Annotated in this window: 12 protein-coding genes; 8 read left to right on the top strand and 4 right to left on the bottom strand. The window is 73.7% G+C overall.

The annotated features are described in order from the left end of the window. A partial coding sequence (locus VIU94_RS06840) for a DUF58 domain-containing protein (protein ID WP_331908631.1) occupies positions 1-1,472 on the top strand: 1,472 nt, incomplete at its 5' end. Beyond that, positions 1,469-3,892, top strand: a complete 2,424-nt coding sequence (locus VIU94_RS06835) for a transglutaminase TgpA family protein (RefSeq protein ID WP_331908629.1) — start codon at positions 1,469-1,471, stop codon at positions 3,890-3,892. The genes VIU94_RS06840 and VIU94_RS06835, both read left to right, overlap by 4 nt. 162 nt (positions 3,893-4,054) lie before the next feature. Here the strand turns inward: VIU94_RS06835 and VIU94_RS06830 are convergent, their stop codons facing one another. The 4 genes from VIU94_RS06830 to VIU94_RS06815 form a co-directional block, all read right to left on the bottom strand. Next, positions 4,055-4,444: an SCO2097 family morphological protein gene (locus VIU94_RS06830; protein WP_331908627.1), complete on the bottom strand. Its 390-nt coding sequence runs from the start codon at positions 4,442-4,444 to the stop codon at positions 4,055-4,057. A 272-nt stretch (positions 4,445-4,716) separates the two neighbouring features. After that, the gene (locus VIU94_RS06825; protein WP_331908625.1) at positions 4,717-5,505 is read right to left on the bottom strand and encodes a class I SAM-dependent methyltransferase; all 789 of its coding nucleotides are present in this window, start codon (positions 5,503-5,505) and stop codon (positions 4,717-4,719) included. A gap of 66 nt (positions 5,506-5,571) precedes the next feature. After that, complete coding sequence (locus tag VIU94_RS06820) at positions 5,572-6,102, bottom strand: SAV_6107 family HEPN domain-containing protein (protein WP_331908623.1); 531 nt, start codon at positions 6,100-6,102, stop codon at positions 5,572-5,574. Between the two features lie 131 nt (positions 6,103-6,233). Continuing rightward, positions 6,234-7,691 carry a purine-cytosine permease family protein gene (locus VIU94_RS06815; RefSeq protein WP_331908621.1) on the bottom strand — a complete coding sequence of 486 codons (1,458 nt, stop codon included), beginning with the start codon at positions 7,689-7,691 and terminating at the stop codon, positions 6,234-6,236. Between the two features lie 70 nt (positions 7,692-7,761). Between VIU94_RS06815 and VIU94_RS06810 the strand changes: the two genes are divergently transcribed. From VIU94_RS06810 to VIU94_RS06785, 6 genes are all read left to right on the top strand, one after another. Continuing rightward, positions 7,762-8,475 carry a TetR/AcrR family transcriptional regulator gene (locus tag VIU94_RS06810; RefSeq protein WP_331908619.1) on the top strand — a complete coding sequence of 238 codons (714 nt, stop codon included), beginning with the start codon at positions 7,762-7,764 and terminating at the stop codon, positions 8,473-8,475. A gap of 31 nt (positions 8,476-8,506) precedes the next feature. After that, complete coding sequence (locus VIU94_RS06805; protein WP_331908617.1) at positions 8,507-10,132, top strand: amidohydrolase; 1,626 nt, start codon at positions 8,507-8,509, stop codon at positions 10,130-10,132. Positions 10,133-10,296: 164 nt separating this feature from the next. After that, positions 10,297-11,178: an ATP-binding cassette domain-containing protein gene (locus VIU94_RS06800; RefSeq protein ID WP_331908615.1), complete on the top strand. Its 882-nt coding sequence runs from the start codon at positions 10,297-10,299 to the stop codon at positions 11,176-11,178. Continuing rightward, a complete protein-coding gene (locus VIU94_RS06795; protein WP_331908613.1) occupies positions 11,150-13,237 on the top strand; it encodes a YhgE/Pip family protein in 2,088 nt (695 codons plus the stop codon). The genes VIU94_RS06800 and VIU94_RS06795 overlap by 29 nt, the downstream gene beginning before the upstream one ends. Before the next feature lie 28 nt (positions 13,238-13,265). After that, complete coding sequence (locus tag VIU94_RS06790; protein WP_331908611.1) at positions 13,266-13,880, top strand: TetR/AcrR family transcriptional regulator; 615 nt, start codon at positions 13,266-13,268, stop codon at positions 13,878-13,880. Between the two features lie 326 nt (positions 13,881-14,206). Next, positions 14,207-15,640, top strand: coding sequence for a phytoene desaturase family protein (locus VIU94_RS06785; RefSeq protein ID WP_331908609.1), 1,434 nt, complete (start codon positions 14,207-14,209; stop codon positions 15,638-15,640). Positions 15,641-15,649 lie beyond the last annotated feature (9 nt).

Below are 15,649 nucleotides of genomic sequence, written 5' to 3'. Positions count from 1 at the left end.
CGGACGGCGCTCCGGACGGCGGACGGCCGGGCGCAGGGCGGAACGGGGGCGAGCGAGGCGGGCTGCGGACCGCCCTGGCCGGCCTGACCACGCGCGGCCGGTCGTTCCTCGCCGCTGGGGTCGCCGCGGGCGTCTGCGCCTATGTGCTCGGCCAGGGCGACCTGCTGCGCGTCGGCCTGCTGCTCGCCGTCCTGCCGCTGATCTGCGTCCTCGTGCTGCACCGGACCCGCTACCGGGTCGCGGGCAGCCGCCGGCTGTCCCCGGTGCGGGTGCCCGCGGGCGCCGAGGCCCGGGTGCATCTGCGGATGGACAACGTCTCCCGGCTGCCCACCGGGCTGCTCATGCTCCAGGACCACGTGCCGTACATGCTCGGGCCCCGGCCCCGCTTCGTGCTCGACCGGGTCGAGCCGGGCGGCCGGCGGGAGGTCTCGTACAAGGTCCGCTCGGACCTGCGCGGGCGCTTTCCGCTGGGGCCGCTGCAGCTGCGGCTCACCGACCCGTTCGGGATGTGCGAGCTGACCCGCTCGTTCAGCGCGTACGACACGCTCACCGTCGTCCCCCGCACCGAGCCGCTGCCGCCGGTGCGGCTCGGCGGCGAGGCCGCCGGGTACGGCGACGGCCGGCAGCGCTCGGTGGCGCTGGCCGGCGACGACGACGTCATCCCGCGCACCTACCGGCACGGCGACGACCTGCGCCGCGTCCACTGGCGCTCCACCGCACGCTACGGCGAGCTGATGGTGCGCCGCGAGGAGCAGCCGCAGCGGGCCCGCTGCACCGTGCTGCTCGACACCCGCCGGGTCGCCTTCCAGGGCGCCGGTCCGGACTCGGCCTTCGAGTGGGCGGTCTCCGGCGCGGCGTCCGCGCTGGTGCACATGATGGAGCGGGGCTTCTCGGTCCGGCTGCTCACCGACGACGGAACGGCCGTGCCGAGCGAGGCGGGCGACGGCTTCGCCGGCTCGTCCGCGGACTCCGCCGAGGCGGCGGGCCTGATGATGGACACCCTCGCGGTCGTGGACCACTCCGACGGCGCGGGGCTCTCGCGCGCGTACGACGTGGTGCGCGGCGGCGACGAGGGGCTGCTGATCGCCTTCCTCGGCGACCTGGACCAGGAGCAGGCGACGCTGACCGGCCGAATGCGGCAGCGCAGCGGCGCGGCCGTCGCGTTCGTCCTGGACAGCGGCGAGTGGCTGACCGGCGGCGCGGTGGCCGGCGCGATCGACGCGCGGCTGCGCGCGCTGCGCGAGGCGGGCTGGACGGCGATCCCGGTCCGGCCCGGCGAGTCGCTCGCCACGCTGTGGCAGCAGGCCGGCGGCGCGGGCGCGGGCGCGCCGGAGACGGCGGGCTCGTTCGCCTTCGGCGCCGCGGGCCTCGGCACGACGCAGTTCGGCGACTTCGACACGGCCGGTCCCGGCGGGACCGGTGCCGGCACCACGCACATCGGCACGACGAACCACCCGGGGGGACGGTCATGAGCGGCCGCGCCAGGCTGACGCTCTGCGCGTACGCAGCCACGCTGATGGCGGCCGGCGCGCTGATCCCGCTGGTCCACCCCTCGTCGTGGATCCTGACGGCCGGGTTCCTGCTGGCCGTGCAGAGCGGCGTCGGCGTGCTGACCCGGCGGGTGCCGCTGGCCCGGCCGCTGACGATCACCGCACAGGCCCTGGTCGGCCTGCTGACGCTCACGTCGGTCTTCGTCCGCGAGCAGGCGGTGCTCGGCTTCCTGCCGGGCCCGCAGGCCTTCCTGGGCTTCGCCACGCTGTTCGAGGCGGGCGCGGCGGACGTGAGCCGGTACGCGAGCCCCGCGCCGGCCACCGACGGCATCCGGCTGATGCTGGTCGGCGGGGTCCTGGTCATCGGCCTGCTGGTGGACACGCTCGCCGTGACGTTCAGGCTCGCCGCCCCGGCCGGTCTGCCGCTGCTCGCGCTGTACTCGGTCGCCGCCGGGCTGTCCGACGGCGGGGCGACCTGGGCGTGGTTCCTGCTGGCCGCCACCGGCTATCTGCTGCTCCTGCTCGCGGAGGGCCGCGACCGGCTCTCCCAGTGGGGCCGGGTGTTCGGCGGCGTGCCGCGGCCCAGCGGCCGGCCGGCCGGCCTGGAGACGGGCGGGACGGCGACGGCCCCGACCCGCACCGGGCGGCGCATCGGCGTGGCCGCGATGGGTCTCGCGCTCGCGGTCCCGGCGGCGCTGCCCGCGCTCAGCGGCGGCGTGCTCGGCGGGCCCGGCGAGGGGAACGGATCGGGCGGCGGCCGCGGCGGGACGATCTCGGCGGTCAACCCGCTGGTGTCCCTGCAGGACAACCTGAACCAGCCCGAGGACCGCGAGGTGCTCAGCTACCGAACCAACACGACCGACACCGCGGACATGTACCTGCGTCTGGTGTCGCTCGACCAGTTCGACGGGACGTCGTGGAAGTCCTCGGTCCGCAAGGTCCAGGACGTGCCGGGGCGGCTGCCGAACCCACAGGGCCTCGGCGACGCGGTCGGCCGGACCGAGGTGACCAGCAACTTCGTGGCCTCCTCGTCGTACGAGCAGAAGTGGCTGCCGATGCCGTACCCGGCGACCCGGGTCGAGATCGGCGGGCGCTGGCGGTACGAGCCGGCCGGGCGGATGCTGGTCGGCGACGACAAGCAGACCACCCGGGGCGCCCAGTACACCGTCTCCAGCCTGAAGGTGCGGCCGACGGCCGAGCAGCTGGCGGACGCGCCGCCGGCGCCCGGCGCGCTGCGGCGCGAGTACACGAAGGTGCCGGAGGGGCTGCCCCCAGTGGTGGCGTCGACGGCCCGGCAGGTCACCAAGAAGGCGGACAACGCCTACGAGCAGGCGGTCGCGCTGCAGGACTGGTTCGCCCGGGACGGCGGCTTCCGCTACGACACGGACGTCGCGTCGGGGACGGGCGTGCAGGCCATCACCCGCTTCCTGAAGCAGAAGGAGGGCTTCTGCGTCCACTTCTCCTTCTCGATGGCGGCGATGGCCCGGACGCTGGGCATCCCGGCACGGGTCGCGGTCGGCTTCACGCCGGGCACTCCGCAGCCGGACGGGCGGGTCACGGTCGGCATCCGGGACGCGCACGCGTGGCCGGAGCTGTACTTCGAGGGCGTGGGCTGGACCCGGTTCGAGCCGACGCCGACGCGGGGCACGACGCCCTCGTACACCCGCCCGGAGACCCCGTCGGGCGAGTCCAGCGGGCCGTCTCAGCCGGACGCGAGCGAGACGTCCGCGCCGTCGGCCGCGCCGAGCAGCTCGGACGGCTGCACGCCGCAGCTGCGGCGGCAGGGCGAGTGCGGCACCGAGGAGGAGGCGGGGGCGGTCGCGTCGTCGGACGACGGGATGCCGCCGCTGCAGATCTCGCTGATCGCGCTCGGGGTCGTGGTGGTGCTCGGGCTGCCGTTCCTGCCGCTGCTGTGGCGGTCGCGGGTACGGGCCGGGCGGCTGGCCTCGACCGGCCGTACGCCCGAGGACGCGGCGGCCCGGACGCTGGCGGCCTGGCAGGAGATCGTGGACACGGCATGGGACTTCGGGATCACGCCGGACGAGTCGCTGACGCTGCGCAGGGCGGCGGCGCGGATCGTGCGCCTCGGTCATCTGCAGGGCGATCCCGCGGACGCGGTGCACCGGGTGGCCAGGGCGGTGGAGCAGGTGCTGTACGCCCCTGATCCGCGTCCGGCCGGGGCCCTGGCCGACGAGGTGGAGCGGGTACGGGCCGGTCTGGACGCGCTCGCGACCCGGTCGGGGCGGCTGCGCGCGCTGCTGGCGCCGCGTTCGGCCGTGCGGGTGATCTGGGCGGCCGCCTCCCGCTGGGCGGCCTTGACCGCCCGAGTGTCGGCCCGCCGCGAGGAGCTGATGAGCCGCTGGTCGGCCACGGGCCGCAAGCTCCTGCGCCAGCGCGGCTGAGCAGCCCGACCCGCGATCGCACCGAGGGGCCCCGCCAGGACGGCGGGGCCCCTCGGGCGTTGCGGTGGGTGTGCGCGGGCCGCACGTGGAAACGCCGCTGCCCCGGCGCGCTGAGGCGTCGGGGCAGCGAGGAGTGTCAGGTGGAGCAGCGGGCGCGGGGCGTCAGTGGCCGCCGCCCTGCTGTTCGTCGCGGCGGCGCTGCCAGCGCTCCTCGATGCGGTTCATCATCGAGCGCCGCTGACGCGGCTGCTGCCCGCCCGCGGCCGGTTGCTCACCGCGCTTGGGCGCCTTGCGCCATCCGGTGACGGCCAGAACCGCGCAGCCCAGCATGACGAGGAATCCCACCACGCTGATCCAGATCTGCTGAGCGACCATTCCGGCCATGAGGAGCGCGATACCCACCAGGAAGCCCGCGACTGCCTGGTAGACCCGTCGCCGGGTGTACGTACGCAGTCCGCTTCCCTCGAGCGCTGTCGCGAACTTGGGATCTTCGGCGTACAGCGCTCGCTCCATCTGCTCGAGCATTCGCTGCTCGTGCTCCGAGAGCGGCACGGAGTCCTCCTAGTCGTCGGTCGCGGGGGCGACCGGTATGCGGCCCTTTCAGGATAGGCAGGGAATCGCCCCCGTGAAACCCGCCCTCTACGCGTACTCGCCATTCCGGGCCGCCACGGCGGTTCGGCTGCTGAGGCGTAGATTCCCCGACCTCCGATCCGTCATGCCGGATGGTGTCCACCGATCATACGGCGCGAACCGCTCGATCGGAGGTCCTGTGGCGTACTCCATCTGCGGTTGCGCCGCTGATCAGCCCGGTCGGCCGGGTGGAGTCAGCCGCGCTTCTCGCCGAGCACGTGCAACTGGGTGGCGACGGCGTGGAAGGACGGCAGCTCCGCGGCCGCCGCCTCCAGCTTCAGCAGGGCCTCCAGGGCGCCGGGCTCGGTGTCCACGAGGACGCCCGGGACGAGGTCGGCGAAGACCCGTACGCCGTGCACCGCGCCGACCTCCAGGCCCGCCGCCTCGGCGAGCTCGGTGAGCTGGTCGGCGGTGAAGCGGCGCGGCACCGGGTCGGCGTCGCCCCAGCGGCCGTCCGGGTCGCCGAGCGCGTGCCGGGCCTCGCTGAAGTGGCCGGCGAGGGCCCGGGCGAGGACGGCCCCGCCGAGCCCGGCGGCCAGCAGGCTGAGCGCGCCCGAGGGCCGCAGCGCCGCCACCGCGTTGCGCACGCCCTCGGCGGGGTCGTCGACGTACTCCAGGACGCCGTGGCACAGCACCGCGTCGAAGCCCTCGCGCTCGACCACGTCGAACAGGCCGCGGATGTCGCCCTGCACGCCGGTGACGAGGTCGGCGACGCCCGCCTCGGCGACCCGCCGCTCCAGCGCGAAGAGCGCGTTGGGGCTGGGGTCGACGACCGTCACGCGGTGGCCGAGCCGGGCGACCGGGACGGCGAACTTGCCGGAGCCGCCGCCCGTGTCGAGGACGTCGAGGGTGTCTTTCCCGGAGGCCTCGGCCCGGCGGTCGAGGGCGTCCTTGAGGACGTCCCAGACGACGGCAGTGCGCAGGGAGGCACGCGACGGGCGCGTGGAGGTCTCCCGAGCGAAGACGGCGGAAGGGTCCGACACGGCAGTTGACTCCTCGACGACGGGTACGAACGCCTCCCACCCTATGGCCTCGGCCGCGCTCCCCCGTCATCCCACGGCGTCGCCCCTCGCGGGCTGTCGCGGCAGCACCGGCTGGAGCACCAGCAGGCGTTCGACCAGGCGCAGGAACATCATGGCGTCGCGCACCAGGTCGTCCGCGTCCCGGCCCGTGGCCGCGCCGGCGATGCCGGCCTCGGCGCGGGCCCGGCGGGCCGCCCCGGAGGCGAACAGGGCGCTCCACTCGGTCAGTTCGGGCGCTATCTCGGGGAGCACCTCCCACGCGCTGCGGATCCGCATGCGCCGGCGCGGGTTGGTCTCGGGCCGGCCGCGGGCGGCGAGCACGGCGGCGGCGGTGCGCAGGGCGGCGAGGTGGGCGGTGGCGTACCGCTCGTTGGGCACGGGGAGCGTGGCCGCCTCGTCCAGGCCGGCGCGGGCCTGGGCGAGCAGGTCGAGGGCGGCGGGCGGCGCGGTGGAGCGGCGCAGCACCGGGTGGACGTCGGTTGCCGGGCCGGCGGTCGAGGGGGCAGGGCGGCTTCCGGGGCGGCGCCGGGGCGCGGCTGCTGCGGAGGAGCTGGCCATGACGAGCCTCCTGTCGTCGTGTGACGGTTCTGTCGCCGTCTGCAATCCATCGTGCAGGCCGCCACTGACAATCACTCCGACCTGGGCTTTCGCCCCCTGGGCCGCCGCGCCCCGGACTCGGTTCCCCGCCCTCAGGCCGCCTGCCGGGCGGCTCGGACGGTGCGCTCGCGGCGCATGAGGGCCGCGTACAGGCCCGCGGAGACGACCATGCCGACGGGCAGCGAGAGGTCCACGCCGCCGAGGGCGGTGGCGATCGGTCCGGTGTAGAGCGTGTTGACGCAGAGGGCGGCCGCGGCCACGCCCGCGCCCAGGGAGAGTGCGCCGGCCCAGTTGACGCCGCCGGTGTACCAGAAGGGGCTGCCGGGGGTCTCGTCCCCGAGCGCGATGCCGTCGTAGCGGCAGCGGCGCAGCGCGATGTCGGTGGCGTACACGGCCATGAGCGGGCCGATCAGGACGACGATCACCTGGAGCGCGTTGCTGACGGTGTCGAGGAAGTTGGAGACCAGCAGGCCGTACAGGGTGAGCGCGACGGCCACGATCCCGTCGAAGATCACGCTGACGGTGCGGCGGATGCGCAGGCCGACGGCCTGGAGAGCGAGTCCGGCACTGTAGGCGGTCAGGGCGTTGATCGCGATGGTGCCGAGCACGAGGGCGATCAGGAAGAGCGGGGTGAACCAGCCGGGCAGGATCTCCTGGAGCGCGGTCTGCGGGTCGGTCATGTCGACCGCGGTCGCGGCGAGCGCGCCGAGCGAGCAGGTGATGACGCTGGGCAGGATGGCGCCGGACGCGGTCCAGCCGACGATCGCCTTCCGGGACGAGTCGCTCGGCAGGTAGCGGGAGAAGTCGGCGCTGGTCGTGTAGGACAGCGGGCCCGAGGCGATCATGGTGGTGCCGGCGATCAGGACGGCCCACAGTTCGACGCCGCTGAGCGGCTCGGCGGGCTGGTACGCGAAGTCGGCGTGGCCGATGACGGCGAAGGCGACGACGGCGAAGGCCGCGGTCAGGACCAGGGTGATCGGCAGATAGAGCTTCATGATCAGCGCGTGCCCGTAGACGCTGATGGCCAGCGTGAGGGCGGCGATGACCACGATGACGGCGATCTTGACGGGGGTGGTCGCGGTGATGCCGACCTTCTCGACGAGGGCGAAGGCGGCGGTCGCGGCGGCGGCCAGGTTGAGCGCGAAGTAGCAGACCGAGACCAGCCAGCCGCCGATCGCGTTGTTCACGCGGTTGCCGATCACGCCGTACAGCGCGCGGGTGACCACCTCGCTGGGCGCGCCGGCGGCCGGGCCGGAGGTGGCCAGGAAGCCGGTGAGCAGCCAGAAGAGGTTGCCGATGACGATCACCGCGATGGCCTGCCACAGGTCGAGGCCCATGAGCACCAGCGCGCCGCCGACGACCAGGCTGAGGTAGTTCACGTTCGCCGCGGCCCAGACGGAGAACAGGTCGCGCGGGCGGCCGTGCCGCTCGGCGTCGGGGATGTGGTCGATGCCGTGCGCCTCGATCTTGCCGGCGCGTTCCGCTTCGGGCCGGTCCCGGCGCGGCTCGCCGTCCGCGGCGTGGTGTGGCTCGTTGATCGTGGACGCCATGCGGCCCTCCGGTTGGGGGTTGTTCACCACCTGCTTGCTTATTGGTCGCACACTCAATAGCATCCTCGGTATGTCGTCAAGCGTCCAGCGCAAACGAATTCGCAAATCCCCGGACGCCCGTCGGGCGGAGATCGTCGAGGCCGCGACGGGGGTCGCCCTGACCGAGGGGCTCGAGTGCGTCACGCTGCGGCGGGTCGCCGACGAGCTCGACGTCCGGCCCGGTCTGATCAGCCACTACTTCCCGTCGGTGGAGGATCTGGTGGCCGAGGCGTTCGGCAGCGCGGCTAGCGCCGAGCTCGACCGGCTGGTCCCCGTCGACCCGGCCGGAGCGACGCCCACCCGGCAGCTGGCGGACTTCTTCGGGCACACCTCGGGATCCGCGTACGACGCCATCAGCCGACTCTGGATCAACGCGCGGCACCTCAGCCGCTACCGGGACGTGCTGCGCGACCGGGTCGCCGAGCAGGAGGCCGCGTGGCGCGGCCGCCTGGAGGGTGTCATCACGCGGGGCGTCGAGCGGGACGAGTTCCGTACCCCCGACCCGTACGTGACGACCATTCAAATCCTGGTCGTGCTGGACGGCCTCGGGGCGCACGCCAACACCGACACCAGCAACCGCCCCGAGGCGGTGACCCGGATGGCGATCACCACGGCGGAGCGCGAACTCGGCCTGCCGGCCGGCACGCTCGCCACCGCTGTCCCGGTGGACGACGACGCCACGTCCGACCGCGCCACGTCCGGCCGCGCCACGCCCGACGCCGGTGCCGACGCCGCGCCCCACTGACCCTCCGCCTCCCGTTCCTCAGGAGCCCCTCGTGAACGACCGTCTCGTCCTGCTCTCCGCCCGTCTGCTCGACCCGGTCAGCGGCCTCTTCCTGCCCGAGACCGCGTTGGCCGTGTCCGGCGGACGGATCTCCGCCCTGGGCGACGACCGGACGGTCCGCGCGCTCGCGGACTCCTCGACGACCGTGGTCGACCTCAAGGGCGCGGTGGTGACGCCCGGCCTCGTCGACGGGCATCTGCACCCGGTCTCCGGCGCCGAGCTCACCCACGGCCTGGACCTGTCGGGCTGCACCGATGTGACGCAGGTGCGCGAGGCACTGACCCGAGGGGTGCGCGAGCTCGCGCCCGGCGCGTGGCTGCACGGCTGGGGCCTGGACCCGAACGTGTTCGGCGACCGGCCGGTGGAGATCGCCCCGTTCGACGCCGTACTGGACGGGATCCCCGCCCTCCTGCTGCTGTTCGACGCCCACTCCATGCTGGCCAGCCGCCGCGCCCTGGAACTGGCCGGCGTCGACGGCCCGCGAGACTTCGACCAGGCGTCGGCCGAGGTGGTGTGCGACGCGGACGGCCGGCCCACCGGGCTGCTCCTGGAGGACGCCGCCTGCGAGCTCGTGGAGCGGGTCGCCCCGCAGCCCACCCGCGAGGAGCGCCGGGACCGGCTCGCCGCCGCGCTGCGCGCGATGGCCGCCACGGGTCTGACCGGCGGTCACGCGATGGACGCCAACGGCGACAGCCTCGCCTTCTACGCCGAGCTCGACGCGGCCGGCGAGCTGCCGCTGCGGCTACGGGTCGCGCCCTGGTGCCAGCCCGGCACGGACGAGAACGGGGTCCGCGCACTGATCGAGCAGCAGGGCGCGGGCGGCGCGCTGTGGCGCACCGACGGCGTGAAGATCTTCATGGACGGCACCATCGACAACGGCACGGCCTGGCTGGAACGCCCGGACGGCCACGGCGAGTCGACCCACGCCTTCTGGCCGGACCCGGAGGTCTACACCCGGATCATCGGCGAGCTGCACCGGGCCGGCGTGCCCACCGCCACCCACGCGATCGGCGACGCGGCCGTACGGCACGTCCTGGACGCGGTCGAGAAGGCGCAGGCCGACGGCGGGCGCGTGGTACGCCACCGGGTGGAGCACATCGAGACGGTGCCCGACGACACCCTGCGGCGCTTCGCCGAGCTCGGCGTCATCGCGTCCATGCAGCCCACCCACTGCTGCGACTTCACCCGCGCCGACCACACCGACAACTGGTCCCGCCGGCTCGGCGAGGAGCGGGCCGGGCGCGGCTGGCGCTGCCGCGACCTGCTGGACTCCGGCGCCACGGTGGTCCTCGGTTCGGACTGGCCCATCGCCCCGTACCCGCCGCTCGGCGTCATGGCGGGGGCCCGGCACCGCCGCCCGACCCGCGACCTGACCCAGGACCCGCACGGCCCGGAGCAGGCGCTCACCGCACTCGAGGCGCTCCGGGGCATGACCGTCGACGCCGCGTACGCGGCCGGCGAGGAGCACGAGGCGGGCCGGATCGCGGTCGGCTACCGCGCCGACCTGACGGTCCTCGCCGCCGATCCGCTCACCACGGCGGCTGCCGAACTCCCCGACGTCCCGGTCCTCCTGACGGTCCTGGACGGCCGCCCGACCTACTGCGACCCGAGCTTGTAACCGGACATCACCGCACCAAACCCCCGAAACGGGGCTGCCGTTCAGCAGACGGCGGCCCCGTTTCGCGCTTTTCGAGCCACTTTCCACCGGGCCTTTTGCCTCCAGGGGTGGATCGGCGGTAAGTTTTTGAACTGACCGGTCAGTTCAAATGAGGGGGAGGAACCGTGGACAGCCAGGACGCCGCCCCGGAGGGCCCGCACGGCGCCGTGGTGGAGGCCGAGGGCTTCGGGGTGAAGGGGCCGCGCGGGTGGGCCTTCCGTGACGTGGGCTTCCGGGCCGAGCCCGGCTCGCTGGTGGCGATCGAGGGCCCGTCCGGCTCCGGCCGCACCTGCCTGCTGCTCGCGCTCACCGGCCGGATGAAGCCGACGGCGGGCCACGCCGAGGTGGGCGGCCTGCGGCTGCCGCGCAAGATGGCCGCCGTGCGCCGGATCAGCGCCCTCGGCCACGTGCCGGGGGTCAGCGAACTCGACCCCGCCTTCACGGTCCTGGAGCACCTGCGCGAGCGGGCCCTGCTGCAGCGCCGGTACGACGGGTCCGTCCGCGGCATGCTCCGCTCCCCGGCCCGGCGCACCGCCGCCGCGCGCGACCGCATCGAGGCCGCCCTGACCGCCTCCGGCCTCGACCTGGACGCCCTGCCGAAGGCCGAGCGGACCTCCGTACGGGACCTGGAGCGCCTTGAGGCGCTGCGCCTGTCGGTCGCGCTGGCGCTGATCGGCGAGCCCCGGCTGCTCGCGGTCGACGACACCGACCTGAAGCTCTCGGACGCCGACCGAGCGGAGGCGTGGGCGCTGCTGCGGCGCGTCGCCGACGCCGGCACGACCGTGCTCGCCGTGTGCAGCGAGGCCCCGGCCGACGCCCTGCGCATCACGACAAGCACCACGAGCACCACGAGCACGACAAGCACCACCATCAGCTCCACCAGCACGACAAGCACCACCGAAGACACACGCGAAGACACACGCGAAGACACAACCGAAGACGCAACCGAAGAAGACACCACCGAGGAGGGGGCAGCCGATGCGCTCGCCGAGACTGGCCGCGCTTGAGCTGAAGCGGTTCGGCAGGGGGAAGCTGCCGCGCGCCGCGCTCGTCGCCGTCCTGCTGCTGCCGCTGCTGTACGGCGCGCTGTACCTGTGGTCCTTCTGGGACCCGTACAGCAGGCTCGACCGGATACCCGTCGCGCTGGTCAACGACGACAAGGGCGCCACCGCCGGCGGCAAGAAGATCCACGCCGGCGACGACATCGTCACGGGCCTGCGCGACAGCAAGGTCTTCGAGTGGCACGAGGTGTCCGACAAGGAGGCCCGTGAGGGCGTCGAGGACGGCACGTACTACCTGTCCCTGACCATGCCCGGCGACTTCAGCGAGCGGATCGCGTCCAGCTCCGGCGACGCCCCCGAGACGGGCGCGCTGCGGGTGCGGACCAACGACGCCAACAACTACATCGTCGGGCAGATCTCCCGCACGGTGTTCTCCGAGGTCCGCACGGCCGCCTCCACGAAGTCGTCCCGCACCTTCCTCGACCGCATCTTCATCTCCTTCTCCGACCTCCACGACGCGACCGCCGAAGCCGCCAAGGGCGCCAACCAGCTCAAGGACGGCACCGCGAAGGCCAAGCAGGGCTCCAAGAGCCTGGCCGACGGTCTGAAGAGCGCCAAGAAGGGCAGCGGCGACCTGGCCTCCGGCCTGAAGAAGCTCGACAAGGGCGCGGGCGACCTGGAGACCGGCTCGCGCCAGGTGGCCGACGGCACCCAGGCGCTCGCCGACAAGGTCAACGGGGCCGCGGACAAGGTCCGTCCGTTCCTGAAGAACAACGGCAAGTCGATCGCCGACACCGCCCGGCTGGTCCGGGACTCCGCCAAGGCCGTCCGTCACAACCTGGACGACCTGGTCGAGCACGCCCCGCTGGCGCGCAGCGCCGCCCACGTGGCCGACGACAAGCTGGAGAAGCTGCACCGCGAGGAGTGCGTGCTGAACCCGCTCCCCGACGCCAAGGCGTGCAAGACGCTCAAGGAGGCCAAGGTCGCCGCCGACGACGTCGCGACCATCGCCGACGACCTGTACGAGCTGACCAAGGACAGCAAGGGCGACCTGAAGAAGCTGAACGGGCAGCTCGTCACACTGGAGAAGCAGGCCGACGGCCTGATCAAGCAGGCCCCGAGCCTGCACAAGAACCTCGAGGCGGCCGTCTCGAAGATCAACAAGCTGAACACCGGCGCCCACAAGGTCGCCACCGGCGCGGACACCCTGCACACCGGCCTGACCAGCGCCAAGACCGGTTCGGGCAATCTGGACACCGGCGTCGGCAAGCTGAAGAAGGGCGCCGGCGCACTCGACGGCGGCCTGTTCAAGCTGGTCGACGGCTCGGGCAAGCTCGCCACCGGCCTGGACAACGGCGTCGAGAAGATCCCGGACTACGACAAGGCGGAGCGCGACAAGCGCACCGAGGTGATGGCCGACCCGGTCAAGCTCGCCGCCGAGTCACTGCACAAGGCCCCGAACTACGGCACCGGCTTCGCGCCGTACTTCATCCCGCTCTCCCTCTGGGTCGGCGCGATGGTCGCGTACATGATCATCCAGCCGATGAACCGGCGCGCCCTGGCCGCCGGGGCCTCGGCCTGGCGGATCGCGCTGGCGGGCTGGTTCCCGGTCGCCGTGATCGGCCTGCTCCAGGTCGCCGCGCTGATGTCCGTACTGCACTGGGGACTCGGCCTGCAGATGGCCCGGGCCGCCGGGACCGTCGGCTTCCTCGCCCTCGTCACCTGCTGCTTCGCCGCGATCATCCAGTGGCTCAACGCCCGCTTCGGCGCGGCCGGCCGGATCCTGGTCCTCGCGGTCCTGATGCTCCAGCTGACCTCGGCGGGCGGCACCTATCCCGTCCAGACCAGCCCGGGCTTCTTCAACGCGATCCACCCGTACCTGCCGATGACCTACGTGGTCGAGGCGCTGCGCCGGCTCATCTCGGGCGGCGCGATCGGGCCGGTCTGGCAGGGCTGCGCGGTGCTCGCCGCGTTCACCCTGGGCGCTCTCGCGCTGACGGCCGTCTCCGCCCGCCGCAAGCAGGTGTGGACGCTGGACCGGCTGCACCCCGAACTGAGCCTGTGACCCGGGGGGACCTGTGACAATCGGGCTCATGGACAGCAGCAGCACCAGACGCCAGGCCACGCGGGCCAAGCTGTACGAGGCGGCCGTGACTCTCATCGCGGAGCAGGGCTTCTCGGCCACCACGGTGGACGAGATCGCCGAGCGGGCGGGCGTCGCCAAGGGCACGGTCTACTACAACTTCAAGAGCAAGAACGAGCTGTTCGAGGAGTTGCTGCGGCACGGCGTCGGACTGCTGACCGCCTCGCTGCGGACGGCCGCCGAGGAGACCGCCGCCCGCGGCGGCTCCCGGGTCGACGCGCTGGACGCGATGATCCGGGCGGGCCTGGTCTTCATCGAACGGTACCCGTCGTTCACGCAGCTGTACGTCGCCGAACTCTGGCGCACCAACCGGGCCTGGAACTCCACCCTCCTGGTGGTCCGCGAACAGGCGGTCGCGGTGGTGGAGGGCGTACTGCGCGAAGGCGTCGAGGCGGGCGAGCTGAGCGAGGAGATCGACGTCAAGCTGACCGCGGCGGCGCTGGTCGGGATGGTGCTGGTGGCCGCCCTGGACTGGCAGGCCTTCCAGCGCGAGCGCTCCCTGGACGACGTGCACAGCGCGCTGTCCCTGCTGCTGCACGGCCGGGTCGGCGGAAGCCGCGCCTGACCGAACGGACGGGGGCGTACACCGCGCCTGACCCCAGTGACGAAAAACGCGCCGGTCCGGCGAGGCTCGATCCCCCCGAGCCTCGCCGGACCGGCGCTTTTCGGCGCCCCCGTGGCACCCCCGTTCCGGCAGGTGCGCGGTTCCGTTCCGCCGCCCCGTGTCGGCGGTCCGGGCCCGCGCCCCTTCCGTGTGCTCCACTCTCCCGTCCGCGCAGGTCGGGACCCATCCGCGCGCCTACTCAACTGCGTGCCTAGGTACGGATACTCAGCCCTCCGTACCGAGGCTCACCGGCAGCGGTGTCGGAGGCGGCGGATAGGGTCGATCGCATGGCACGAATCGCAGTGATCGGGGCGGGGCTGGGCGCGCTGGCGGCGGCAGCCCGACTGGCCGTGGCCGGCCACAAGGTGACGGTGTACGAGCGCACGGCGACGTACGGCGGAGCGGTCGGCCGCTTCGAGCGGGACGGCTTCGCCTTCGACACCGGCCCCGGACTGCTGCACCTGCCCGCCGTGTACCGCGACCTGTTCGTGAAGACCGGCAAGGAGCCCCTGGAGAGCTGTGTCGAGCTGACCCAGGTCGACCCGGCGAGCCGGCACGTCTTCGCCGACGGCACCACGGTGGACCTGCCGAACGCCTCCCGCGCCGGCACCCTCTCCGCCCTCGACGCGGCGCTCGGCGAGGGCGCCGGCGAACGCTGGGGCGACTTCCTCGGGCGCGCCCGCGAGGCCTGGGACCGGACCCGCCGCCCGCTCCTGGAGGAGCCGCAGCCCGGGGACGTCTCGGCGCTCGCCCGGGAGCCGTACCCCGCCCTGAAGGCGGGGTTCCTGCGGCGGCCAACGACCACCCTGGCCCAGGTCGCCGCGCGCGAGCTGCGCGACCCCCGCCTCGTGGCGCTGCTCGACGCGTACGCCTGGTCCTACGGCTTCCACCTGCCCACCGCCCCCGCCTCGGCCGCGGTGCTGCCGTACATGGAGCAGACCTTCGGCAGCTGGTACGTGGCCGGAGGGCTGCGGGCGCTGGCGACCGCCGTGTACGAGCGCTGTCTGCAGCGCCGGGTGGAGTTCGTGTTCGGCGCCGAGGTCACCGGCGTGCGGACGGAGGGCGGCCGGGCGACGGGGATCGAACTGGCCGACGGCGAGACCGTCGAGGCGGACCACGTCGTGGCCGGCGCGCCCGTACCCGCGCTGTACCGGGAGCATGTCGTGCCCTGGGAGCGCCAGGACGAGTGGCCGCGCCATCAGACCAAGCAGCCGGGCCGGGTGACGGTCTGTCTGGCGCTGCGCGGGGCCCGGGAGGCGGACGCGGTGCACCGCACGGTCGTGCACGGCGTCGACGACTTCCCCACGGTGACCGTGCTGCGCCCCGACGACCCGCAGTTGCGCCCGGACGGCGACCACGAGTCGGTGACGCTCGCCTCGACGCAGTATCTGCAGCCGGGGACGGACTGGGCGGAGATCGCCGGGCGGATGACGGCCCAGGCGGAGAAGGCCGTTCCGGGGCTTCGCGAGCGGCTGCTCTGGCAGGAGGTCCGGACGCCGGAGGACACCCTGCGGGAGACGGGCGCCGCCGAGGTGCCCGGTCCGGCGCTCGCGGGGGCCGGCGGCCGCTTCCTGCCCGCGGCGAACCTCTCCCCGCTGCCCGGCCTGTACTTCGTGGGCGGCTGGTCGCACCCGGGCGGCGGGCTCGCCCACGCGGGGATGTCGGGGGCGCTGGTCGCGGGCCTGATCGTGGAGGGCGCGGACTTCCGCGGGTCTCAGTAAGCGATACCG

This window comes from Streptomyces sp., assembly GCF_036566765.1.
GTDB lineage: Bacteria > Actinomycetota > Actinomycetes > Streptomycetales > Streptomycetaceae > Streptomyces.
Note: the sequence above shows the minus strand (reverse complement) of the source record. Positions and strands in the feature narration are given on the sequence as shown.